Annotated in this window: 19 protein-coding genes and 1 pseudogene; 12 read left to right on the forward strand and 8 right to left on the reverse strand. The window is 63.7% G+C overall.

Annotation, left to right across the window (positions count from 1 at the left end; translation table 11 throughout):
* The first annotated feature begins 105 nt into the window (after nucleotides 1–105).
* Nucleotides 106–981: a DUF4231 domain-containing protein gene (locus OG326_RS15855; protein WP_327145395.1), complete on the forward strand. Its 876-nt coding sequence runs from the start codon at nucleotides 106–108 to the stop codon at nucleotides 979–981.
* Between the two features lie 340 nt (nucleotides 982–1,321).
* Nucleotides 1,322–2,011: an IS3 family transposase gene (locus tag OG326_RS15860; protein WP_442790965.1), complete on the forward strand. Its 690-nt coding sequence runs from the start codon at nucleotides 1,322–1,324 to the stop codon at nucleotides 2,009–2,011.
* Between the two features lie 677 nt (nucleotides 2,012–2,688).
* Here the strand turns inward: OG326_RS15860 and OG326_RS15865 are convergent.
* Entirely contained in the window at nucleotides 2,689–3,576 is an 888-nt protein-coding gene (locus OG326_RS15865) for an NmrA/HSCARG family protein (RefSeq protein ID WP_327145396.1), read from the reverse strand.
* 61 nt (nucleotides 3,577–3,637) lie between these two features.
* Between OG326_RS15865 and OG326_RS15870 the strand changes: the two genes are divergently transcribed.
* Together OG326_RS15870 and OG326_RS15875 are read left to right on the forward strand one after the other, a co-directional pair.
* Entirely contained in the window at nucleotides 3,638–4,516 is an 879-nt protein-coding gene (locus OG326_RS15870; RefSeq protein WP_327145397.1) for a helix-turn-helix transcriptional regulator, read from the forward strand.
* A gap of 224 nt (nucleotides 4,517–4,740) precedes the next feature.
* Nucleotides 4,741–5,310, forward strand: coding sequence for a universal stress protein (locus OG326_RS15875; RefSeq protein WP_327145398.1), 570 nt, complete (start codon nucleotides 4,741–4,743; stop codon nucleotides 5,308–5,310).
* Between the two features lie 159 nt (nucleotides 5,311–5,469).
* On the opposite strand, the gene OG326_RS15880 is transcribed toward OG326_RS15875, so the two are convergent.
* The 5 genes and pseudogenes from OG326_RS15880 to OG326_RS15895 all read right to left on the reverse strand — a co-directional run bounded on the left by OG326_RS15880 (nucleotide 5,470) and on the right by OG326_RS15895 (nucleotide 10,977).
* On the reverse strand, nucleotides 5,470–6,288 hold the full coding sequence (locus OG326_RS15880; protein ID WP_327145399.1) for a DUF4333 domain-containing protein: 819 nt from the start codon (nucleotides 6,286–6,288) through the stop codon (nucleotides 5,470–5,472).
* Nucleotides 6,289–6,342: 54 nt separating this feature from the next.
* Entirely contained in the window at nucleotides 6,343–6,786 is a 444-nt protein-coding gene (locus OG326_RS15885; protein WP_327145400.1) for a DoxX family protein, read from the reverse strand.
* A gap of 36 nt (nucleotides 6,787–6,822) precedes the next feature.
* Nucleotides 6,823–7,806, reverse strand: coding sequence for an MSCRAMM family protein (locus OG326_RS43035; RefSeq protein ID WP_442791035.1), 984 nt, complete (start codon nucleotides 7,804–7,806; stop codon nucleotides 6,823–6,825).
* Nucleotides 7,801–10,077: pseudogene (locus OG326_RS15890) on the reverse strand (MMPL family transporter); the annotation flags it as partial. The gene OG326_RS43035 and the pseudogene OG326_RS15890, both read right to left, overlap by 6 nt.
* A gap of 219 nt (nucleotides 10,078–10,296) precedes the next feature.
* On the reverse strand, nucleotides 10,297–10,977 hold the full coding sequence (locus OG326_RS15895; RefSeq protein WP_327145402.1) for a hypothetical protein: 681 nt from the start codon (nucleotides 10,975–10,977) through the stop codon (nucleotides 10,297–10,299).
* A 96-nt stretch (nucleotides 10,978–11,073) separates the two neighbouring features.
* Between OG326_RS15895 and OG326_RS15900 the strand changes: the two genes are divergently transcribed.
* From OG326_RS15900 to OG326_RS15915, 4 genes are all read left to right on the forward strand, one after another.
* The gene (locus tag OG326_RS15900) at nucleotides 11,074–11,529 is read left to right on the forward strand and encodes a YybH family protein (protein WP_327145403.1); all 456 of its coding nucleotides are present in this window, start codon (nucleotides 11,074–11,076) and stop codon (nucleotides 11,527–11,529) included.
* Nucleotides 11,530–11,554: 25 nt separating this feature from the next.
* Nucleotides 11,555–12,493, forward strand: a complete 939-nt coding sequence (locus OG326_RS15905) for a hypothetical protein (protein WP_327145404.1) — start codon at nucleotides 11,555–11,557, stop codon at nucleotides 12,491–12,493.
* Between the two features lie 387 nt (nucleotides 12,494–12,880).
* On the forward strand, nucleotides 12,881–13,699 hold the full coding sequence (locus OG326_RS15910) for an SDR family NAD(P)-dependent oxidoreductase (protein ID WP_327145405.1): 819 nt from the start codon (nucleotides 12,881–12,883) through the stop codon (nucleotides 13,697–13,699).
* A 268-nt stretch (nucleotides 13,700–13,967) separates the two neighbouring features.
* Nucleotides 13,968–14,390 (forward strand): hypothetical protein, encoded by a 423-nt coding sequence (locus OG326_RS15915; RefSeq protein WP_327145406.1) that lies wholly within the window; start codon nucleotides 13,968–13,970, stop codon nucleotides 14,388–14,390.
* Nucleotides 14,391–14,633: 243 nt separating this feature from the next.
* On the opposite strand, the gene OG326_RS15920 is transcribed toward OG326_RS15915, so the two are convergent.
* Entirely contained in the window at nucleotides 14,634–14,864 is a 231-nt protein-coding gene (locus tag OG326_RS15920) for a hypothetical protein (protein WP_327145407.1), read from the reverse strand.
* A gap of 207 nt (nucleotides 14,865–15,071) precedes the next feature.
* Between OG326_RS15920 and OG326_RS15925 the strand changes: the two genes are divergently transcribed.
* The 4 genes from OG326_RS15925 to OG326_RS15940 are packed head-to-tail and all read left to right on the forward strand — an operon-like array spanning nucleotide 15,072 to nucleotide 16,957.
* A complete protein-coding gene (locus tag OG326_RS15925) occupies nucleotides 15,072–16,022 on the forward strand; it encodes a hypothetical protein (RefSeq protein WP_327145408.1) in 951 nt (316 codons plus the stop codon).
* A 1-nt stretch (nucleotide 16,023) separates the two neighbouring features.
* Nucleotides 16,024–16,254: a hypothetical protein gene (locus OG326_RS15930; protein ID WP_327145409.1), complete on the forward strand. Its 231-nt coding sequence runs from the start codon at nucleotides 16,024–16,026 to the stop codon at nucleotides 16,252–16,254.
* Between the two features lie 2 nt (nucleotides 16,255–16,256).
* On the forward strand, nucleotides 16,257–16,559 hold the full coding sequence (locus OG326_RS15935) for a hypothetical protein (protein WP_327145410.1): 303 nt from the start codon (nucleotides 16,257–16,259) through the stop codon (nucleotides 16,557–16,559).
* Nucleotides 16,560–16,585: 26 nt separating this feature from the next.
* Complete coding sequence (locus OG326_RS15940) at nucleotides 16,586–16,957, forward strand: YbaB/EbfC family nucleoid-associated protein (RefSeq protein ID WP_327145411.1); 372 nt, start codon at nucleotides 16,586–16,588, stop codon at nucleotides 16,955–16,957.
* Nucleotides 16,958–16,986: 29 nt separating this feature from the next.
* Here OG326_RS15940 and OG326_RS15945 read toward each other — a convergent pair whose 3' ends face one another.
* On the reverse strand, nucleotides 16,987–18,225 hold the full coding sequence (locus OG326_RS15945; RefSeq protein WP_327145412.1) for a thiolase family protein: 1,239 nt from the start codon (nucleotides 18,223–18,225) through the stop codon (nucleotides 16,987–16,989).
* Between the last annotated feature and the right edge of the window lie 48 nt (nucleotides 18,226–18,273).

Raw genomic sequence — 18,273 nt, forward strand, 5'->3', positions numbered from 1 at the left:
TCACAGGGAACTTTGGTCGGTCAGTCGTACCCTAGTGTGACCACCACAGGCGCCCAATTATACTGAGCCGCACCGTGACTGGACGGTCAACCGGAAGAGGCGGGGATGAGCGGACCTGAGGGAGGGCGCAGGTCAGGTAACGAGGAGGGGGCTCGTCGGTCCTTCGCGAAGCCTGAGCAGCGCGAGGCGCGCATGTTGGAGATGCAACTAGAAAAGCGCCAGCTGATCAACCGGGCCTACCAGGTCCTGACAACGTCGGCCGCATTATTGTCCATCGTTGCCGTAGTCATCTTCACAATCGACCTCAAGAACGTACATGCTCGGCAAGGTGGGGTTCTATGCATCATCTTCGCGGTCGCCATCTGCGGTGCGCTCCTTGCGATCAAGTGGCGGGAGCGACGTGGGTTGCTGCCCACTCGAGTGGAGCTCGAAGCAAATCTAGAGGAGATTCGTGATCAGATTCAATGGGATGAGGCGAGTAAAAGCCTGGATAGAGGTCTAAGTCAACGACTTTATATGGCCGATGTCCCTTCCTTCATACGTCACTTTCAGAAGGACAGTGAAAAGTACCGAAAGAGACACAATCGGCTTCAGTCTCTCGTCATCACAGGATCTCTCATTACTACGACTGTCGCTGCTCTCGGCGATGCGATTCCTCAAAATCGCTGGCTTACAATCTTTTTCAGCCTCACAGTAGGCGTGGCGACAGGGTTCATGGGCTACTTCAAATTCCGAGAACGGAGCTTCTACCTGCAACAGTCCGCCGATCTTATCGAGTTTGAACTGAACTCCATGACGCTTCGAATAGGCGACTACCGCGATAAAGAGAGGGAGGAGCAAGCCCTACCTTATTTCGTGAGCAGAGTCGAAGCGATCAGAGATGAGCAACGCCGACGGCAGCAACAACTCGACCAACCAGCCGAAGCAAGTGTGAGTGGTCCAGCTGGAAGCGAGCAGCTGGGACTGGGATCGTCAGCGTGACATTGTCATCAGCGCTTGAGGTCGTTCAACCCTGATCGAGTTTCTGTAGGGTTTTTCCGCCTGCCTACACCGGGCAGTGCCGTCAGTATCTCTCTGTTCGCTCGGGGCGGCCGCTTGAGGCGCAGACATTATTGAAAGTTTGCGAGAGATCTACTCGCGCATGGTCGTACCAGTGTCGGGGCGGGGAACCGTGGCGAATTCGGAGTCGGACCCACGTGCGGCTTGAGGTGCCAACGGAGCGCGGCAAGGACGAGACTGGGGTTTATGCCTTCTCTGGTCGGTCCCCGTCCCGTGGCGGTAGATAACGAGCTCGTGCTACCAGTGGGTCGGGCGTACGTCGGTGTCCGTACGGAACAGTCCGCATGAGCTCAGGCCGCACCATGAGGCTGTGGGCACCGAGGCAGACGAACTGCTGATGCGCCGCGCCGGCTTGTCTGGACTTCCCCTGCGCCGCAAGGCAAAACGGGTCCCACCGGCCGATACTGTCACCGATCTGGTCCGCCGCGACTTCACCCGCCACGCCCCGAACCAGTTGTGGGTTACTGACATCACCGAACACCCCACCCGCGAGAGAAAACTCTACTGCTGCGTGGTGCTGGACGTGTTCTCCCGCCGCGTGGTCGGCTGGGCCATCGATTCGAGGCAACGCTCGGACCTGGCCACCAACGCGCTCGGCATGGCCATCGACTCCCGCAGCCCCGCCGAGGGCACCATCATCCACGGCGACCACGGCACCCAGTTCACGTCCTGGACCTTCACCCACCGCGCCCGCACCGCGGGATTGCTGCCCTCGCTGGGCACCGTCGGCGACCCCTACGACAATGCTGTCGTCGAATCATTCTGGGCGAGAATGCAAGTCGAGCTACTCAACCGCCAGCGCTGGAACACTCGCATCGAACTGGCGAACGCGATCTTCGAATACATCGAAGGCCTCCACAACCGTCGTCGCCGACACTCCGCCCTGGGCTGGCGCACACCTCTAGAATTCGAAACCACCTACCTCCATCAGCTCACATCACCTCAGCGCTGATGCCGGAAAACTGGGGAATGACCAACCCGTCCGGGAAACCGTCGGAACCTCAGGTCAGAACCGAGGCTGGCAACCGACCCAGCGTGGGCGCGTGCTTGGGGGCATCTAAGGAAAGCGCTTCACCTCGTGACGGGGCCCGGACCGCAACGAGCCGAAGCATCCATCCGAGGGGGACAGTGTAATACCTTTAGACACAGGGTTATTGCTCGCCATCATGCTCGCCTGCATAGCCGTTGTGGTCACGTGAGGTCGAGTTTGGCCGACAGGTTTCAAGCGCCCACGACTGGGGACGTACAGCGCGTCGCCGGTCTTCGGACGTGACATCTGCATCCTGGGGGGCGTCCGGCCACGACGACTCGGCCCTGGTGCACCGACAGCACCCCGGCATCGAGATTCATTGACGGCCAGCGGATTCCGCAGATCTCCGCGCGCTGCAGCTCGGCGGTCAATTCCAGCCGGAAAAGCGCGTAGAAGCGGTCGAAACAGATGCTGTCCGTGAACTGGGGTGCAGCTGGGACTCGATGGCCTTGACCGTGAAACTGCGGCGCATACCCATCGACGCGAAATACGCCACTGAGATCGAGGCGCTCTATGCCTGATCGGCAGAATGCCCTCCGGCTCAGCGATAACGCTGGGCGGGAGGGCATTTTGTGGAGCTTCGTGGGTCCGTAGGGGAGTCACGGCTTCCAGGCGACTGAGCGGAGCCAGGCATTCAGGTCCATTAGGTCGGGGTGCTCGGTGCGGAGTGCTGGGATGTCGAGTGGGCCGTCGGGGTTCTCGTTGAAGTGTGTGAACATCTGGGCGACGTGCTTGTCGAAGGCGCGTACCTGTTCCAGGGGGACCTCGTTGCTGTGGGTGGGCAGGCCGGCGTGGCGTCCGATGATCTCGGCGATCTGGGGTGGGGTCAGGTAGTCGCCGGCGAGGGGGATGGTGCGGCCGAGGAACTCCTCGGGACGGTCGAATGCGAGGGCGGCGAAGGCGCCGATATCTTGTGTCGAGATCAGTGAGATCGGGATGTCGCTGCGTACCGGGAGATTCACCACCAGTTCGCCGGTCTCGTTCAGGACCGGGCGGTTGAAGGCGTTGAGGTTGTCCATGAAGAAGGTGGGTCGCAGGACGGTCGCCGGTAGTTCGAGTTGGCTGATGTGCGCTTCGATCGCTTCCTTGGCTGCGTAGTACTCGACGCCGGTGTTTCCTTCTGCGCCGCGCAGCGAGCTGTAGACGAGATGTGCGACTCCCAGCTCCTTCGCGATGTCCGCTACTCGCTTGCCCCAACGCTGTTCTGCCGCAATACCTTCGGCCGTGATATGGATCCCGGTCATCATCGTCAGCATCATGAAGACGCCGTACGCGCCTTCCATCGCCGCACTGATCGATCCGGCATCGTCCAGATCGCCCTCGATCAGATTGGCCCCCTGGGTCTGCAGTGCCATCGCGGCGGGCGCGTTCAGGTTTCGCACGAAAGCGTGTACTTCCCAGCCGCGCTTCAGCAGCTGCTCGGTTGTTGCCCGGCCCTGCTGGCCCGTCGCGCCGATGACAAGTATCGGTCCCTTGTTGTTCGTCATGTCATGCTCTCTTCAGTGGCCGGTGATGTCTGTCGATCACCTGATGACTACAACGCTAGGGATGATCGATCGCCCGGTCCTGGTAGTGATAGTGCTTGCCAGAGAGGCGAATTCAATGTCCAACGAGCACCGGGCCGAACTGGCGGAATTCCTGAAGGCGCAGCGCGCGCGACTGACCCCGAAACAGGTCGGCCTGCTCGAGGACATGGAGCCGGGTAGACGCCGCACTCCTGGATTGCGGCGGGAGGAAGTCGCCGAGCTGGCCGGGATGAGTCTGACTTGGTACACCTGGCTGGAACAGGGGCGCAAGATCGCGACCAGCCCGCAGGTGATCGACGCGTTGGCGCGGGCACTGCAGCTGGAACCGGTCGAGCATCGACACCTTCGTCGCCTTGCCGGGCTGGCAGATCCGGTGGAGCACATGGATACTGAGGACTTCCGGCTACAGCGGCTCGTCGACTCGATGATGCCCAACCTCGCGGTCGTCCATAACGGATTCTTTGATTTCGTGGTCTGGAACATCGCATTCGCGCGCGTTCGCGTCGACCCCGCCGATCTCCCCGAGGACCGGCGGAACCTTATGTGGTGGATGTTCACCGACGAGCGCAACCGCGCCATGATGCTGCGCTGGGAGCCTGCCGCCCGCGCCATCCTCGGCCAGTTCCGTGTCGTCGTCGGCCGGACGCCCGATCATCCCTACCTGACCTCCATCGTCGCCGGTCTCAACGATGCCAGCCAGGAGTTCCGCACCTGGTGGCGGGAGTACCCGGTGCAGGACTTCCGTGCCGCTACGATCGGCATCGACCACCCCACGGCAGGTGTATTGAACCTGGACCTCTACCAGCTGCGGCTGGTGGAGAACCCCGATCTGGTGTTGGTCGAGCAACTGCCCGCGACCGAACACGACCGTCTCCGCATTGCCGAACTCCTGAGCGACTAGGTCAGGGGGTCGGCTGGGTGGGGTGGCGGATCGGTTTGCCGCGTGGATTGTTGCGACTTCTGCACCGGTCCGGACAACGGGCCGCATCGAATGTACTGCTAGTTACCGCAAGGCAACCGGGGAGGGGCACTGCCCGCCTTTCGATGTCAACGGCGCGATGGGCCGATGAAAAGACTCGACGGGGACCGACGGATTGATGAAGCAACATAATCGAGGGAGTTCTGATGCAGGTCATGGATTGCTGCCCACCAGTGCACACTCTGGGCGGTTATCGTTCGATCGTGGTGGGCATCGCTGACACGCCACGATCGGAGCCGGCGATCGCGGCCGCAACGCGATTAGCCAAGGATGCGCGCGCCACGCTCACCATCGTGGGCGCCTACCGCAGAGTGCGAACGCGCGATCAGGCGCGCGTCAACGACCTGTTGGGTCGCGACGCATACAGTTCCATGCCGGTCTCGGCGATGGACGAGTTGCTTGCTGCTGCGGTGGACAACGCCCGGGCGGCGGGGGTGGCAGAAGCGGTGGGGCGCAGTATGCCCGGTACTCCGATCGAGGTGTTGCTCGCCGCGGCGGCAACCTGCCGCGCAGACCTGGTCGTCGTCGGCGAGCGTGTCTTCGACGCCTCATGGCGGCGATTGTTCGGCTCGTTTCACACCGAGGTGGCTCGGCGCTCGGCGGCTCATGTGCTGATCGTCCCCCGCACGCGAAGCGAACGCGAACAACTGTCCGGGACATCGGTTCTGCGGACCGATTCCAGCGCTGCGGCCTCGATCAGCAGCTATTCGCGCTGACCTCGCCCGGTATGAGTGAGGGTGGCGACTGGACCGTGAATTGATCGCGCTGCACACGACCGGCAATCGAATCCCTGCTCGCCGCAGTCGCTTTGGGTACGGCTCTGACCCAGTAGGTCCTCAGATATCCGCCGGACCAATATGAGTGGCGTAGCTGGATCAGCTGGGGTCGGCTATTTGCCATCCGCTCATGCTGAGGTCGGGGGCGTTGTTGGGGAAGAGTTCGAAGTAGATTTTGCTGTCTTCCAATTTGGTGGTGCGAACGGTGACGTCGGTGCTGCTCTTGTCCGCGAGGATGGCTTTGCACTGGATGGAGTCGCCGGGATTGCCGCGCAGCATGTTCGCGCAGCTGGCACTGCTGGCGAGGAAGCTGCTGAGGTTCTGGTTCGAGGCGAGGCCGTAGTGCTGAGACAGGTTGCGGGCCAACCCTGAAACGATGGATTCGACTGATTTCGCGTACAGCAGTGTGTCTTTCAGTGTTACCGATGACGCACCGTCGAGGTTTGTGAGGTAGTGCTCGACTTCCCAACGGGCACCGTTGGATTCGATGGCGGTGCAGGTGCGGGTGGCATTGATCGCGAGCTTCTGGATGCCGGTGCACTCCACGGCCTGGACATCGCGGCCGGTCTTGTTCTTGAGAGCGAGGGCGATGGACTTCTGCGTCTGGCCGTTGTCCGCGAGCTTGTCGTCGAAGGTGGTGTCGTACGTGAGCCGACCGCCGTCAACGGTTTTCACGACGGCGGTCATCAGCCATTTCTCGTCATTGCGGTCGATGGCGGTGCAGGTGGTCTTGGCGCCGGACTCGGCTTTGACAGCAGCGCATTTCAGGCTTTTCGCATCGGCTCCGGCGGCCGTCCGGAAGAACTTGCCGATCTCCTTCGCCACATCGCTGCCACTGACTTCGTCGGGCCCGAACAGGCTGCATCCCGATACGGCGAGTACCGAGAGCACCACAATCAATCTGCGCATTTCGGACATACTACGAGAGGCTGGGCGACTCGGTATGCGCCCCGGAGTAGTTCCGCGGACCGCCTAGGAGGTCGCCACTGCCCGGCTGCGGCGCCACACGCCGACCGCGTCGGTGGCCAGCAACGCCCATGCGACAAGGCCCGGCTGGAACACCAGACGCGCAGCGCGTTTGGCATCGGAGTCGAGTCCGAACGCGTCGCGGTGCTCGACCAGTTGCGCGATATTCCCGGGAAAGATGACGACGAAGAACGCGGCGACGATCGCACCGACGAGGGCGCGGCGCGGCTGCTTCCATGTTCGGAGAAGAGCTGCGCCGAGCGTGATCTCGACGACTCCGGAGGCCAGTACGACGAAGTCGGTGTCGAGTGGGAACCACGACGGCACCTGGGCGCGGAAATCGTTGCGGGCGAAGGTCAGGTGGCTTGTGCCTGCGGACATGAGCATCACGCCGAGGAAGGCCTGTGCTGCTAGTCGAACCCTGGACGAACTTTCATCGTGGATCACCATGCGGAAAGCATCGCACACGATGTATCAGTTGACGCTTCACTGAACCTGCGCGTATTCGTCGAAGCCGAGCCTGAGGTTGTGATCGGCGCCGCCGGTGATGGTGACCTGGTCGGTCACCATCGAATATCCGCGAACCGCGACGGTGTATTCGCCGGCGGGCAGGCCCGTCACCGTGTAGCGGCCGTACTCGTCGGTGCGAGCGGTTCCGACAGTGTCGCCGGACAGGTTGAGCACCGTGACCCTGGCGTCGCGCACCGTCCGGCCGTCGGCGCGCACCGTGCCCGACAACACCGCCATCGGTGCGAGTGTGATGTCGAAACGGAGTCGGCCGCTGTCGGGGACCGTCAATGTTGTTGCCGTGGGCCGCATCCGGGCGGCGACCGCCACCAGTGTGTAGGTTCCGGCGGGCATACCGTGACAGGTGTACGTGCCGTCCGCTGCCGTGACGGCGGTACCCGCTACGTCACCGTGCAGGTCGGTCACGCTGACGGTGGCATCCGGCACCGGTTCGTGTGTGGTGGTGCGCACCACGCCGGACACTTCGCTGGAACCCGACAGCGTGACGTCGAGTTGGTGCGCGCCGTCATTCCTGACCGTGACGTTCACCGCGGTCGGTTGATGTCCGTCCGCTGAGACAATCAAGACATAGCTGCCGGGTGCGGGCGGCTCGAGGGTGTAGCTGCCGCTGCCGTCTGCGGTAGTCCGCGAAACCTGTTGTCCGCGTTGGCTGATCAGGGTCAACATTGCCGCGGGCACGGGGTGCTGGTCATCCCGGCGAATGTGGCCACCGATCGTCCGTCTGTCGACGGGGGCAAGTGGTTCGGAGAGGCGCGCAATGGCGGCCTCCCGGCTGCGCGCGGCGACATGATCGGCTCGAGCCTGCTCGTCCCCGGCCTGCTCGTCTTCGATCTGCTTGCCATCGATCTGCTCGGCCCAGTCCGGGGCCGAGACCTGCTCTGGCGCAGGGTGTTCCGCATCGACAGGCGCAGGCAGATCCAAATGAACCAGAGGCCGCCGCAACTCACGCAGTTTCGCGCCCTCGACGTCGATATCCGGCAGAATGCCGTTGAGCCACTGCGGAATCCACCAGGATCGGTGTCCCATGATCACCAGCAGAGCCGGAACCACAACCATGCGCACCACAAAAGCATCGATCGCGACACCGCAGGCCAGGGCGAAGCCCATGGATTTGGCGGTGACATCGGATTCCAGCAGGAAGGAGCCGAACACCGAGATCATGATGATCGCCGCCGAGGTGACGACGCGGGCTCCGTGGTGGTAACCGGAGATCATGGCGTCCAGCGGTGACCTACCGTGTACGTATTCCTCGCGCATGCGCGTCACCAGGAACACCTGATAGTCCATGGCGAGCCCGAACACCAAGCCGATCAACATGATTGGCAGGAAGCTGATGATCGGCTGCGGATCGGAGATCAGGCCGAAGGTGCCTTCCTGAAAAATCAGGACCGTAGCGCCGAAGGTGGCGGCCATCGACAGGAGAAAACCCAGAGCCGCGGTGAACGGCACCAGGATCGACCGGAAAACCAGGATCAACAGCACAAAGGCCGCGCCGGCCACGATCGCCAGATAGGGCACGATCTTGCCGAGCAGGACGTGGTCCATATCGGCGTAGATGGCGGTGGTTCCGGTGATTCCGTACTCGATGCCGTACCGCTCGGTCAGGCCGCCTTCGGCATCGCGCGCCGCGCGGACCAAATCCTTGGTCGCCTGGTTGTTGGGCCCCAATTTCGGGACGCCGCTGAGCATTACGCCGAGCTTGTTCGCACTGAGCTGCGGCGCGGTGACGTAATCCATCGCCGCGAACCCGGCAAGCCGATCGCGCAGCGCGGCGACCGCGGCATCGCGCTCGCCCGCCGGGACCTTCTCCAGATCGGCGACGACGGTCAGCACGCCGTTGCTGCCTTCGCCGAAGCCCGCCGTCCTGATGTCGTAGGCCTGCCGGACCGTGGAATCGGCCGGGAAGCTGTTCTCACCCGGCAGCCCCAACTGCAACCCGAGTGCCGGAGTGGCCAATGCGCCCAGGGCCGCCACGGCAATGATCAATGCGGCCCACGGTCGTTTGCCGATCAGGCGGGCCACCCGGGTACCGAGGGTGACCGAGGTGTCGTCCTCCGGGTCGTGCCGAGCGACCATCGGCAGCTTCGGTGTGAACAGGAAACGGCCGAAAGCGCCGAGCAGAGCGGGCATCAGGGTGATGGCGGTGAGCACCGCGAAGAAGGCTGCGACGGCGCCGCCGAGGCCCATGAACGTCAGGAAGTTCACCCCGACGATGCTCAGCGCGCCCAGGGCGACAATGACGGTGAGTCCGGCGAACACCACCGCGGAACCGGCGGTGCCGACCGAGATGCCCGCGGCCTCTTCGGCGCTTTCCGCGACCCGCAGTTCATGCTTGTAGCGGGAGACGATGAACAGCGCGTAGTCGATGGATAGCGCGATACCGATCATCGACGCCAGAAACGTTGTGAAGCTGGGGATCTCGATGATCGAGGTACTCAGCGAAATCACCATCATGGCGGCGCCGAGCCCGACGATGGCGGTGACGATCGGTACGAAGGCCGCCACGATGGCTCCGAAGGCGATCACCATCACGACCAGCGCCACACCCATGCCGATCATTTCGGAGTGACCGCTCGGCTGCTTCTGCTTCTGCTCGATCGCCCCGCCGATCTCGACAGTCAACCCGTGCGCGCGAGCGGGGGCGGCCACATCGTAGGCAGCCCGGCGCTCCGCATCGGAAATGTCCGCTGCCGAGGCGATATCGAAGTGCACCGTGAGCACCGCGACAGTGGCCGGCGCATCCTTGTTCAGCACATTCAGCGGCGCACCGGCGCACACCGCCGGGTTGGCATCGGTCAGACATCCCATCGCCTTGGTCACCGCGATCGGGTTCTTCAGTGCCGCAGAGTCTTTTTCGGTGACGAGTCGTTTGTGGCCGTCCTCGACCGAAAGGTTCCCGAGATCGGTGATCAGCGCATCGATGGCGGCAGTGTTGTCCTTATCGGTCAGCTTCGTACCCGCAGGCGCCTTGATGACATACGTTCCGCTGACGGCATCGATGCCGAACTGTCCTGACATGCCGGGGAACTGCTTGTCCAAGATGTCGGTAGCGCGTTCGGACGGTAGCGACGGCATGCTGAATTTGTCGCTCATCGGCTTGCTCAGCAGGCTGCCCCCGACGCCGAGCGTCACGAGCAGCAGGAGCCACACCGGAAGCACGATCCATTTACGTCTGAACGCGAATTTGCCCCAGCGATAAAGGTATACGGACACGAAGGGTTCTCCTAGGTGGTATCCGGGTGTGCCGATTTCGGGGCCCGTGTACAACACTTTCGCGGCCCGCCACGCATGCGAACAGTTCCCCCGGCCTGCTCTACCGATCTACCGCACCGCAAGACTGGTCGATCGATAGAAAGCCGTAAATGGAGGAGTAACCTCAAGTTTCGCGAGTTTACCGCACGGACAACATCATCCAGCACAGCCCGGTCAGGGTCAGTCCGACCGGCGTCGGGTTCTCCGCGCCGCGAGCGCCTCGCCCCACGCCAGCGCGGCCGGCCAATCCGGACCGTTGATCACCGGAACGTGGGGCGCATGCCGCTGCACAGCCGCGACCAGGTTCCGTCGAGACACCGTCCAACCGTCCATCCGGCGATAGGCCCACCGGATCGTGCCGTCGGCCCCCGGGATGAGATCGGCGCGCCCCGCACTTCGCAGGTATTGCTCGCTGACCTGCGGCAGGGGCGCGGCAGCGGGACCACCGCTGCGTCTGGTCTGCACCATGCCGCGGGCCCGCACGCCCACACAGCGGTGCGCGGACTGCCCGTGCCCGTGTTGCCTCCGTTCGGTGAACAGTTCGACCGCGCAGATCTTCGCCCACCGAACGGACTCCGACATGCCCTCCGCGCCGGGCCCCGCTCCGAAGTAGACCCCCTCGCCGGACACCGCGAGCACAACTTCCCGACGCCACGCCCGGCCGAATTCCCTCAGCCACACCAGCGCCACCGCCAAACCCACCACCGCCAGCACGGTGTATCCGACCGCCGAATAGCTGCGGATGACGAGGGCGGCGACCCAGGTGAGCACTAGCGCCGTGGGCATCAGCATGCCCCGCAAACCGGCGCGCACCACATAGGCGTCGCGACTGAAACGCACGTCATCGCCCATCGTTGTCATCCCCGCACCACGCAATAGTCACCTGCACCGAGTCGCCGCCCACATTCGCGATACTTGTTGCAATCCGGATCGAACCACACGAGGAGCGAGTCAGCCATGAACACCTCGGAAACCGTCAACTCCCGCATCGTCGACCCGGCCCGCCTCCCGTTCGCGTACGCCGATGCGCTCAACGCCGGAGACGCCGACGCCGTCCTCGCACTGTTCCACCAGGACGCGACGATGCGCACCTTCAGCGGCGATATCCTCACCGACCGCGAGGCCCTGCGCGCTGAGGCAATCCAGACGATCGCGGCTCGGGCGCATCTGACCAACAACCCCAGGTTCACCCAGATCGGGGCCGACACGGCCCTGACCATCGTCGATTGGAACCTCGAGGCGACCTCACCGGACGGCACCCGCATCTCGCCGACCGGAACCACAACGGCCGTCGCCCGCCGTTCGCCCGACGGGTCATGGCGATTCGCCATTCTCAACTGTCAAGGGGCAGTTGAGAATGGCGCACTTTCAGCGATCGAGCCGTCCGCCACCGAGAAGAACGCATCGACGTAGCAGGTCGAAGTTGGCCCGTCCGTGCATGATTCGATTGATCAGCCGGTATCGCGCATCGCAAGGATACGGTGAATCACCCTGCCGCCCGCTGAAGCTGTGTCATGAATTCGTCGTGATGCTGCCGAAATGGGTTCCTGGAGAACGCTTCACCCACCCTGTCTCGAGCGGCAGGGCATCTGAAATGTTCAGCGCGAGATACGATCGCCGGGTGAAAGCGAACTACGCGGGGGGCGTGTCTGATGTGGAGCCGATCACCGTCGGGGCGTCTACGTCTTTATTGCTGACCGCCGACTACGGCATCCGGCCATCGCTCAAAATTGTTGCCGCCCATCAGGCGAGGATCCGCGAGTTCGTGCTGACGGTCGCTCGCTATGAAGTGACAATCGCAGGCGTGAACCCGTTTATATCCTCGGTACTCGCCCCACAGGAATCCAAGGTGCGAGAGAATCTCAACGGGATGCTGGAGAACGATCATTTCAGCACGCCGCTCCTTCAGTCGTGGCATCTGTACCCGGTCGACCCCTCGGATGACATGCTGTCGATCAGTAGCAGTCTTACCGTCAACCCCTGGCAAGAGATCATCACACCGATGCTCGGAACAGGGGGGATTGCCAGTGCCGGAGCCCTTGCGGTCAAGAACGCCAACTCGATTTTGAACTTCGCCGTGCGGCTGTCCACCCTCCGGGAAGAACGTCTTGCTCGGATCTCGAGTTTGCGGCACGACGCCGTAACCATGCAGTGCGATACCGTCGTCAAAGTTCTGGGCGAGCTCGACAATGAGGGCAATCAGGTTTTCAAACGGCTCGCGGCAGGGGCACTGCTCAAGGCCACACTCGATCTGCACAATGCGTCGTGGGATCAGTTCGTCCGCTTCGAAAGCCGGGAGGTCAGCGTCGAAGAGGCCGAGGAGCGGCGGCGCGCCCTGCTGCACCTCGTGAGCTCGAGCGAATCCGATGAGAGTTAGCAGCCAGACCCGCTGATCGTGTTCTGTGCGGCGATTGTCAAAGAATCGTCAAACCGGGGTTGGGGGTCTTGCCCGGGGGTGCTTGATGGGGTGATATCCGAGGTGTGACCTCAACTGTCGGCTCTCGGGGCGCTATGTGCGCTGTGGTCGGGGTTGTCCGGCATCGGGTCGAGCAGGTGCCGTCTGCGTTGGAGCTGTTCGGGTTCCAGAGTGAGGACGAGCCACCGAGTCCGGTGTAGTCGGTCGTCATTTTTATTGCCGCGCAGTGTATTCGCGCTGCGATGTCGCCGTTCGTGCGACGTTCCACCTTTTCTCGCGAGTGTCATCGCGAACCTCTCGTGTGCTTCCGCGCTTCGGCGCGGCCACACCCTTCGCTATCGGAGAGCTATGTCCGTACCTGTGTCCAGTGCCCGCACCGTTCTTGTCACCGGGGCCGATACGCGCCTCGGCTTCGCGACGGCGCAGCGGGTGATCGCCGACGGTGACACCGTTATCGCGCACATTCTGGATAAGAACCATGCTGACGAGACGATGCAGCGGTTGCAGTCTGCTGCCCAGCCCGGCCAGATCCACTTGGTGCAGGCCGATTTCGCTAGCTCGAGCGAGGTCGATGAACTCGGCCGCACGCTGGCGGCGGGGATCACCCGCCTGGACGCACTGATCAATACTGCGGCGATCGCGGCGCCCGAAGCGCGAACCCACACCCGTGACGGGCACGAATTGACGTTCCAGGTCAACTATCTCGCACCGCGCAGCCTGACGATGGCGCTGCTTCCCGCGCTCGCGGCGGCGCAGGGGCGGATGATCGCCGTCACGTCGAAACTGCATACCGCCGGGAACATCGATTACTCGGATCTTGACCGCAAGCGCGGCATCTACACCCCGCTCGCGATCTACGCGCAGTCCAAGCTGGCGCTCACCATGTTCAGCCGTTCCCTGGCCGAAACGGGACCGGATGGACTGACCTCGCTCAGCGTGCATCCGGCCGATTTCGAGATCGACCTGCCGCGACTGCGCAGCCACCGCACCGCACCACTCGACAGCGTCGCAGCCCTGCTGGTCCAGCTCTCCCAGCCCGGCACACCGGTCACGAACGGCGCCTACTACGAGGGCGCCGAGCCCGCGAACGCCGCAGCGCTGGTCCGCAATTCGCGTGCCCGCGCCCGGCTCGCGGCATGGAGCACCCAGCTCGCGCACACTGCCTGACCTCTTCAGCGATCCACGGCCACCGCTCCTGCCAGGTCTGACTGACCTTCGGCACAGCCGGCGCGGGCAGGGCGAGGTCTGGGTGTGCCGAGGACCGGAGCCGCTGCGAATCCGGAAGGATCCGCGGCGGCTTCGTCATTTCGTATAGATCTTGCAAATATGCAGGTCGGCAGCGCCAAGAGTGTGTCAAGGAAGGTGTTGCCGCCGCTCGGACGCGCCTAACCTGCAGTTCCCGGAGGTTTTTCCGGGTAGCAAGGAGATGGTTCGAATGGCCGGCGATGACGATGACGCGGTGATGTTGGAGGAGCTGGCAGACCAGCGCCATGTTGTCGAGATCCTCGACCTGCTGTCCGAATCTGGGTGCAATGTCTCGCTGCTGACGAGATTCGTGCCGGCCCGGAATTCAGAGTTGGCAACGGCTCTTCGCATGATGGCTGCGCATGGCCTCCTGGCGGATGACCGCGGTGGGTCGGACGAGCCTTTGACGATTCCCGGGACACTCCGACTGACCGCCCGTGGTGAGGCGGCCGCACAAGCGCTGTCGAATCGCGCGAACGCTGACAACCGTGGACAGCACAGCTCGGCCCTGGGACGAGCGACCGGCCGAGTGCTGACCATGCGCCGGGCGTGGCATCTAAAGGGCCATGCTGGGCATCCGTCACTGGATCGCTGGGGCCACGGCGTCAGCTAGTGCCCACTCGCCTCAAGGGCCGAAATGGCCTAGGCCCCAATATTTCCGGTGGCCGGTAGCCGTGAGCACCGATACCGGCGCCGTGAGCGCGGCTGTGAACGGCGCGGCACATCGAACAGATCCGATTGCTCGGTCAGCGATTCCCTGGCGGAGCGTTCGATCATCGCAGCCTGCTCTATCAGCGCCCGCCGGAGGTCCGAATCATTTGTGTGCGAGGCGATTTCCGTCAACGCACTGTGTAATTCACGCGGCGGGCCGCCCCGACCAATCATCGTGCTGTCCACGGTGTTCGATCACATCGATCAGGCTGTCGATCGCGGCGAGCGAAGACCACTCATCGCGGGCGATGAGGCCGGGGTGCCGATCGGAGCGTGCGATATACGCCCCCTCGGCCGGCGACCACTGCACCCGGAACGATGCCAGGCAGACCTCCGTGCCGAAGATGTCCATACCCTCTGCCTCCCGTTTCGACATGGCCAGGGCTTCATTGGATATCGCTCCGGAAGACGTCCTTCGGTTCTTGACGGATCCGCTATCGCTCCGGTCGTGAAATTTCCGAATCCCTGACGGCAGAGGAACATTCGGTCGTCGGGCAGGGTGTATGGAAACCGCTAGGGGATATAGCGGAACCGCGAGACTCGCGGGTAATTTTTTCGCTTTACCACCAGTCAAAGGGGGGTCGTGGGAACGCCAACGGTAAGTCAGGTCAAGGCTCTCGATGTGAGTCCGCTACTCAGCCTCGCCGACGAATGGCGAGAGGGTCATCAGGCGGCGAGCGGCCACCAGAGCACCGTCGCATCGAATGTCGCTGATTCACAGGACTTCTGGCGCAGCGCCGGCGGCGACACCATGCGAGAGCGGCACGGCAGGACCGACGAGTTCCTGACACATACGATCGACGCGCTCATGGCGGGCGACAGCGCCGCGCGCGAGGGTCATGCGGCGATCACGGCCAGTCATCAGCAGGCGCAGAACAAGATTCAGGATGCCGAGGACGCCGGATATCGCGTCGACGAGGACGGATCGGTGCATCTGTCCACCGCGCAGCAGCTCTTCTCGGCGGCACTGAGTCCGGTGGCCGGGCTGCTGAGTCTGGGATCCATGTCGCGAGGCGCCTCGCAGCACAGCAATATGATCATGTCCGCGCTGGGATCGCTGGGGGACACCCTGGACAGCTCCGCGCACAGCATTACGGGCGCGTTCCAGGGCTTGGCCTCGCTGACGGGCATCGGCGGAGGACGCCGGCCCGACTACTACACCATCGACTTCGGTGCGTTCTCACCGTGGGGGATCGGCGGCGGTGGCGTGGTCACGATCACGCGCCAGGGGCATGTCTACGTCGGCCCGCAGATCGGCATCGGGACACCCGGCGATATCGAACTGCCCATGGCGCGGGCGGGCTGGATCGACGAGGGCACGACTCCTTCGGCCGGTGATATCGACAGCTATGTGCACGGCTGGGGTGTAACCGCGACCGGTCAAGCCGGTCCCGGTGTGCAGGGATCCCTCGGCGAAACCTGGGGTGGCGTACCGGATGTCAGCCACGGCAAGGATTTCTCCACGGAGATAGGCGGCGGCGTCGGAACCCCCGGGGCCGCCCTGACCGGCAGCTACATGTTCAGGATCTGGTGAGATGAAATACGTCGGGTACACGGTCTTGATCGTGGTGGGGCTGAGTGTGTCGACGCTCGGGTTGATGCTCGTACTGAACTTTCGCGATCTGGCCACCCGGCTGGTCGCCTACGGCCGCACGCATTCGCCTTCGAGCCGGGGGTTTTCCACTCTGCCGGGAGGTTTCGCACTGATCCTGATCGGCCTGCTGATCGTCGTACTGACGTTCGCGAAGATAGTTCAAGGGAGATGACAATGGGCGATCGATCAGTCGAGGTGCACCCCGAATCGGTACTGAAACTCGGCGGCACCTTCGCTGCCGCCGGTAGCGGCATCGGCGACATCACCACGCACACAACGCTGCCCGGCGTCGAGAGCGGCCTGAACGGGACCACCGTCCCCGGCGCCTGCCATTTCGGCGCGGGCCTGGGTGCGCTGGCCCTGCAGATCCTCGCGGATCATCTCGGCGAGCTGGGTGAACACTCCGCATCAGGCGCGGTCGAGTATGTGGAGAACGACTCGCGCAGCGCACAGGATTTCTGCAATCTCCGAGAATGAATTCGCCAGTCGCACAGGAGGATCGGGTGACCGAATCACTGTCCACCCGAATGGACCGTCTCGCCGAAGCGGTGACGAACAGCCATGTTTCACTGAAATACGAGGGTATCGCCGTCGACGTCCGGGCGAACGGCCACATCCTCGCCCTCGATATCGAGGACGAGGCAATTGCCCAAGATCGACGGCTCGGTCCGCTGATCGCCCGGCTGATCAACGAGGCTCGTGACCGCGCGCAGGCGCAGGTCGAAGACCTGGTGGCAGAGGTCCACGCCGACCCGCGCGTCACGACAATCGTTGAGCAACTGAGTGATACGCCCGCGCACACTCTGTCGCCCGCCACCCAGGAGCAATGGGACGAGGACTACCCGCATCGCCCCAAGTCGCTGTTCTTCGACTAGTGGATCCCGGCTACTGGTCTTGCATTTTCTCAGGCGGCGGAGGGGTTTTCGAGGACGATCGCGACTCCCTGACCGGATCCGATGCAGACTCCGATCGCACCGTAGCGCGCATTGCGCTCCCGCAGTTCGGTGGCCAAGGTCAGGACGTAACGGGCGCCGGTGGCGCCGAACGGATGACCGATCGCCACCGCGCCGCCGTTCGGTGTCAGCTTCTCGTCGGGGATGACGAAACCGTCCAGCTGATTGGGCAGTTCACGCAGCACGCCCAGGGCTTGGGCGCTGAATGCCTCGTGCACCTCCCACACGTCGATCTGCTCGGGTGTCAGGCCCGCGCGCCGGATTGCCAGCGGCAGCGCCCACGCCGGGGCCAGACCCATGTACAGCGGATCGATCCCGTACACGGCGGACGACACCACCCGGGCCAGCGGTTCGACGCCGAGTTCGGCTGCCCGTTCACCCGAGGCCAGCACCAGTGCGCTGGCTCCGTCGGTCAGCGGAGTCGAGTTCGCGGCGGTCATCTGCGTCGTCCCCGGCTGCGCGGGCAGCGCCGCCAGCTTTTCGGCGGTGGTGTCGTCGCGAATGAATTCGTCGTGTTCGAACAGACGGGCGGGCGTCTTCCGCGTCCCGGCGATCTGCACCGGCATGATTTCCTTGGCGAGCCGCCCGGAATCCCTGGCCGCCTTGGCATTTCGCTGCGTCCTGAGCGCGAAAGCGTCGATTTCCTCCCGGGTCAGCCCGTAGCGGTCGGCGACATTCTGCGCGGTCTCGATCATTCCGATGTACGCATTGCGCGCCAGCAGCGCCGGATTGGCCGGACCGCCCGCCCCCGCCCACATGGTGTCGAGCAGGATGACCGGGCCGCGGGGGCCGAACGGGCTGTCGCCCTTCATATACGCCCAGCCCGACCGCGACATCGACTCGACGCCACAGGCGATCCCGACGCCCAGGTCTCCCGCCTTGATCGCGTGCGCGATATTGACGGTCGCACTCAGGGACGACCCGCAGAACCGGTTGATCGTCGCCCCGGCCACCGAGTCGGGGAATCCCGCCGCCAGCGCCGCCCACCGCGCGACATCACCCATACCTTCGTGAGCCGGATTGACGCAGCCCGCCACAATGTCCTCGATCTGATCGAGACCCACCCCGACGCGCTCGCACGCACCCTTCATGGTCATCCCCAGCAGGTCGTCGGCCCGAATATGCGACAGCGAACCACCGTATCGGGCGAAGGGAGTCCGAACACCACCGAGCACAAACGCTTCCGCCATCACGATCTCCTTCGACAGGGTCCTCAGGGTCTCAACGAGCGAGCCGCC

Origin of the sequence: Nocardia sp. NBC_01327 (genome assembly GCF_035958815.1) — a bacterium.
Taxonomy (GTDB): Bacteria; Actinomycetota; Actinomycetes; order Mycobacteriales; family Mycobacteriaceae; genus Nocardia.

Excerpts from the sequence above, each read along its gene's own strand:
- OG326_RS15920 (WP_327145407.1), bottom strand. The coding sequence starts at position 14,864 with ATGTCGAAACGGGAGGCAGAGGGTATGGACATCTTCGGCACGGAGGTC.
- OG326_RS15855 (WP_327145395.1), top strand. The coding sequence starts at position 106 with ATGAGCGGACCTGAGGGAGGGCGCAGGTCAGGTAACGAGGAGGGGGCT.
- OG326_RS15910 (WP_327145405.1), top strand. The coding sequence starts at position 12,881 with ATGTCCGTACCTGTGTCCAGTGCCCGCACCGTTCTTGTCACCGGGGCC.
- OG326_RS15935 (WP_327145410.1), top strand. The coding sequence starts at position 16,257 with ATGGGCGATCGATCAGTCGAGGTGCACCCCGAATCGGTACTGAAACTC.
- OG326_RS15900 (WP_327145403.1), top strand. The coding sequence starts at position 11,074 with ATGAACACCTCGGAAACCGTCAACTCCCGCATCGTCGACCCGGCCCGC.
- OG326_RS15905 (WP_327145404.1), top strand. The coding sequence starts at position 11,555 with ATGATTCGATTGATCAGCCGGTATCGCGCATCGCAAGGATACGGTGAA.
- OG326_RS15915 (WP_327145406.1), top strand. The coding sequence starts at position 13,968 with ATGGCCGGCGATGACGATGACGCGGTGATGTTGGAGGAGCTGGCAGAC.
- OG326_RS15875 (WP_327145398.1), top strand. The coding sequence starts at position 4,741 with ATGCAGGTCATGGATTGCTGCCCACCAGTGCACACTCTGGGCGGTTAT.
- OG326_RS15880 (WP_327145399.1), bottom strand. The coding sequence starts at position 6,288 with ATGTCCGAAATGCGCAGATTGATTGTGGTGCTCTCGGTACTCGCCGTA.
- OG326_RS15930 (WP_327145409.1), top strand. The coding sequence starts at position 16,024 with ATGAAATACGTCGGGTACACGGTCTTGATCGTGGTGGGGCTGAGTGTG.
- OG326_RS15945 (WP_327145412.1), bottom strand. The coding sequence starts at position 18,225 with ATGGCGGAAGCGTTTGTGCTCGGTGGTGTTCGGACTCCCTTCGCCCGA.
- OG326_RS15885 (WP_327145400.1), bottom strand. The coding sequence starts at position 6,786 with ATGGTGATCCACGATGAAAGTTCGTCCAGGGTTCGACTAGCAGCACAG.
- OG326_RS15870 (WP_327145397.1), top strand. The coding sequence starts at position 3,638 with ATGATCGATCGCCCGGTCCTGGTAGTGATAGTGCTTGCCAGAGAGGCG.
- OG326_RS15895 (WP_327145402.1), bottom strand. The coding sequence starts at position 10,977 with ATGACAACGATGGGCGATGACGTGCGTTTCAGTCGCGACGCCTATGTG.
- OG326_RS15865 (WP_327145396.1), bottom strand. The coding sequence starts at position 3,576 with ATGACGAACAACAAGGGACCGATACTTGTCATCGGCGCGACGGGCCAG.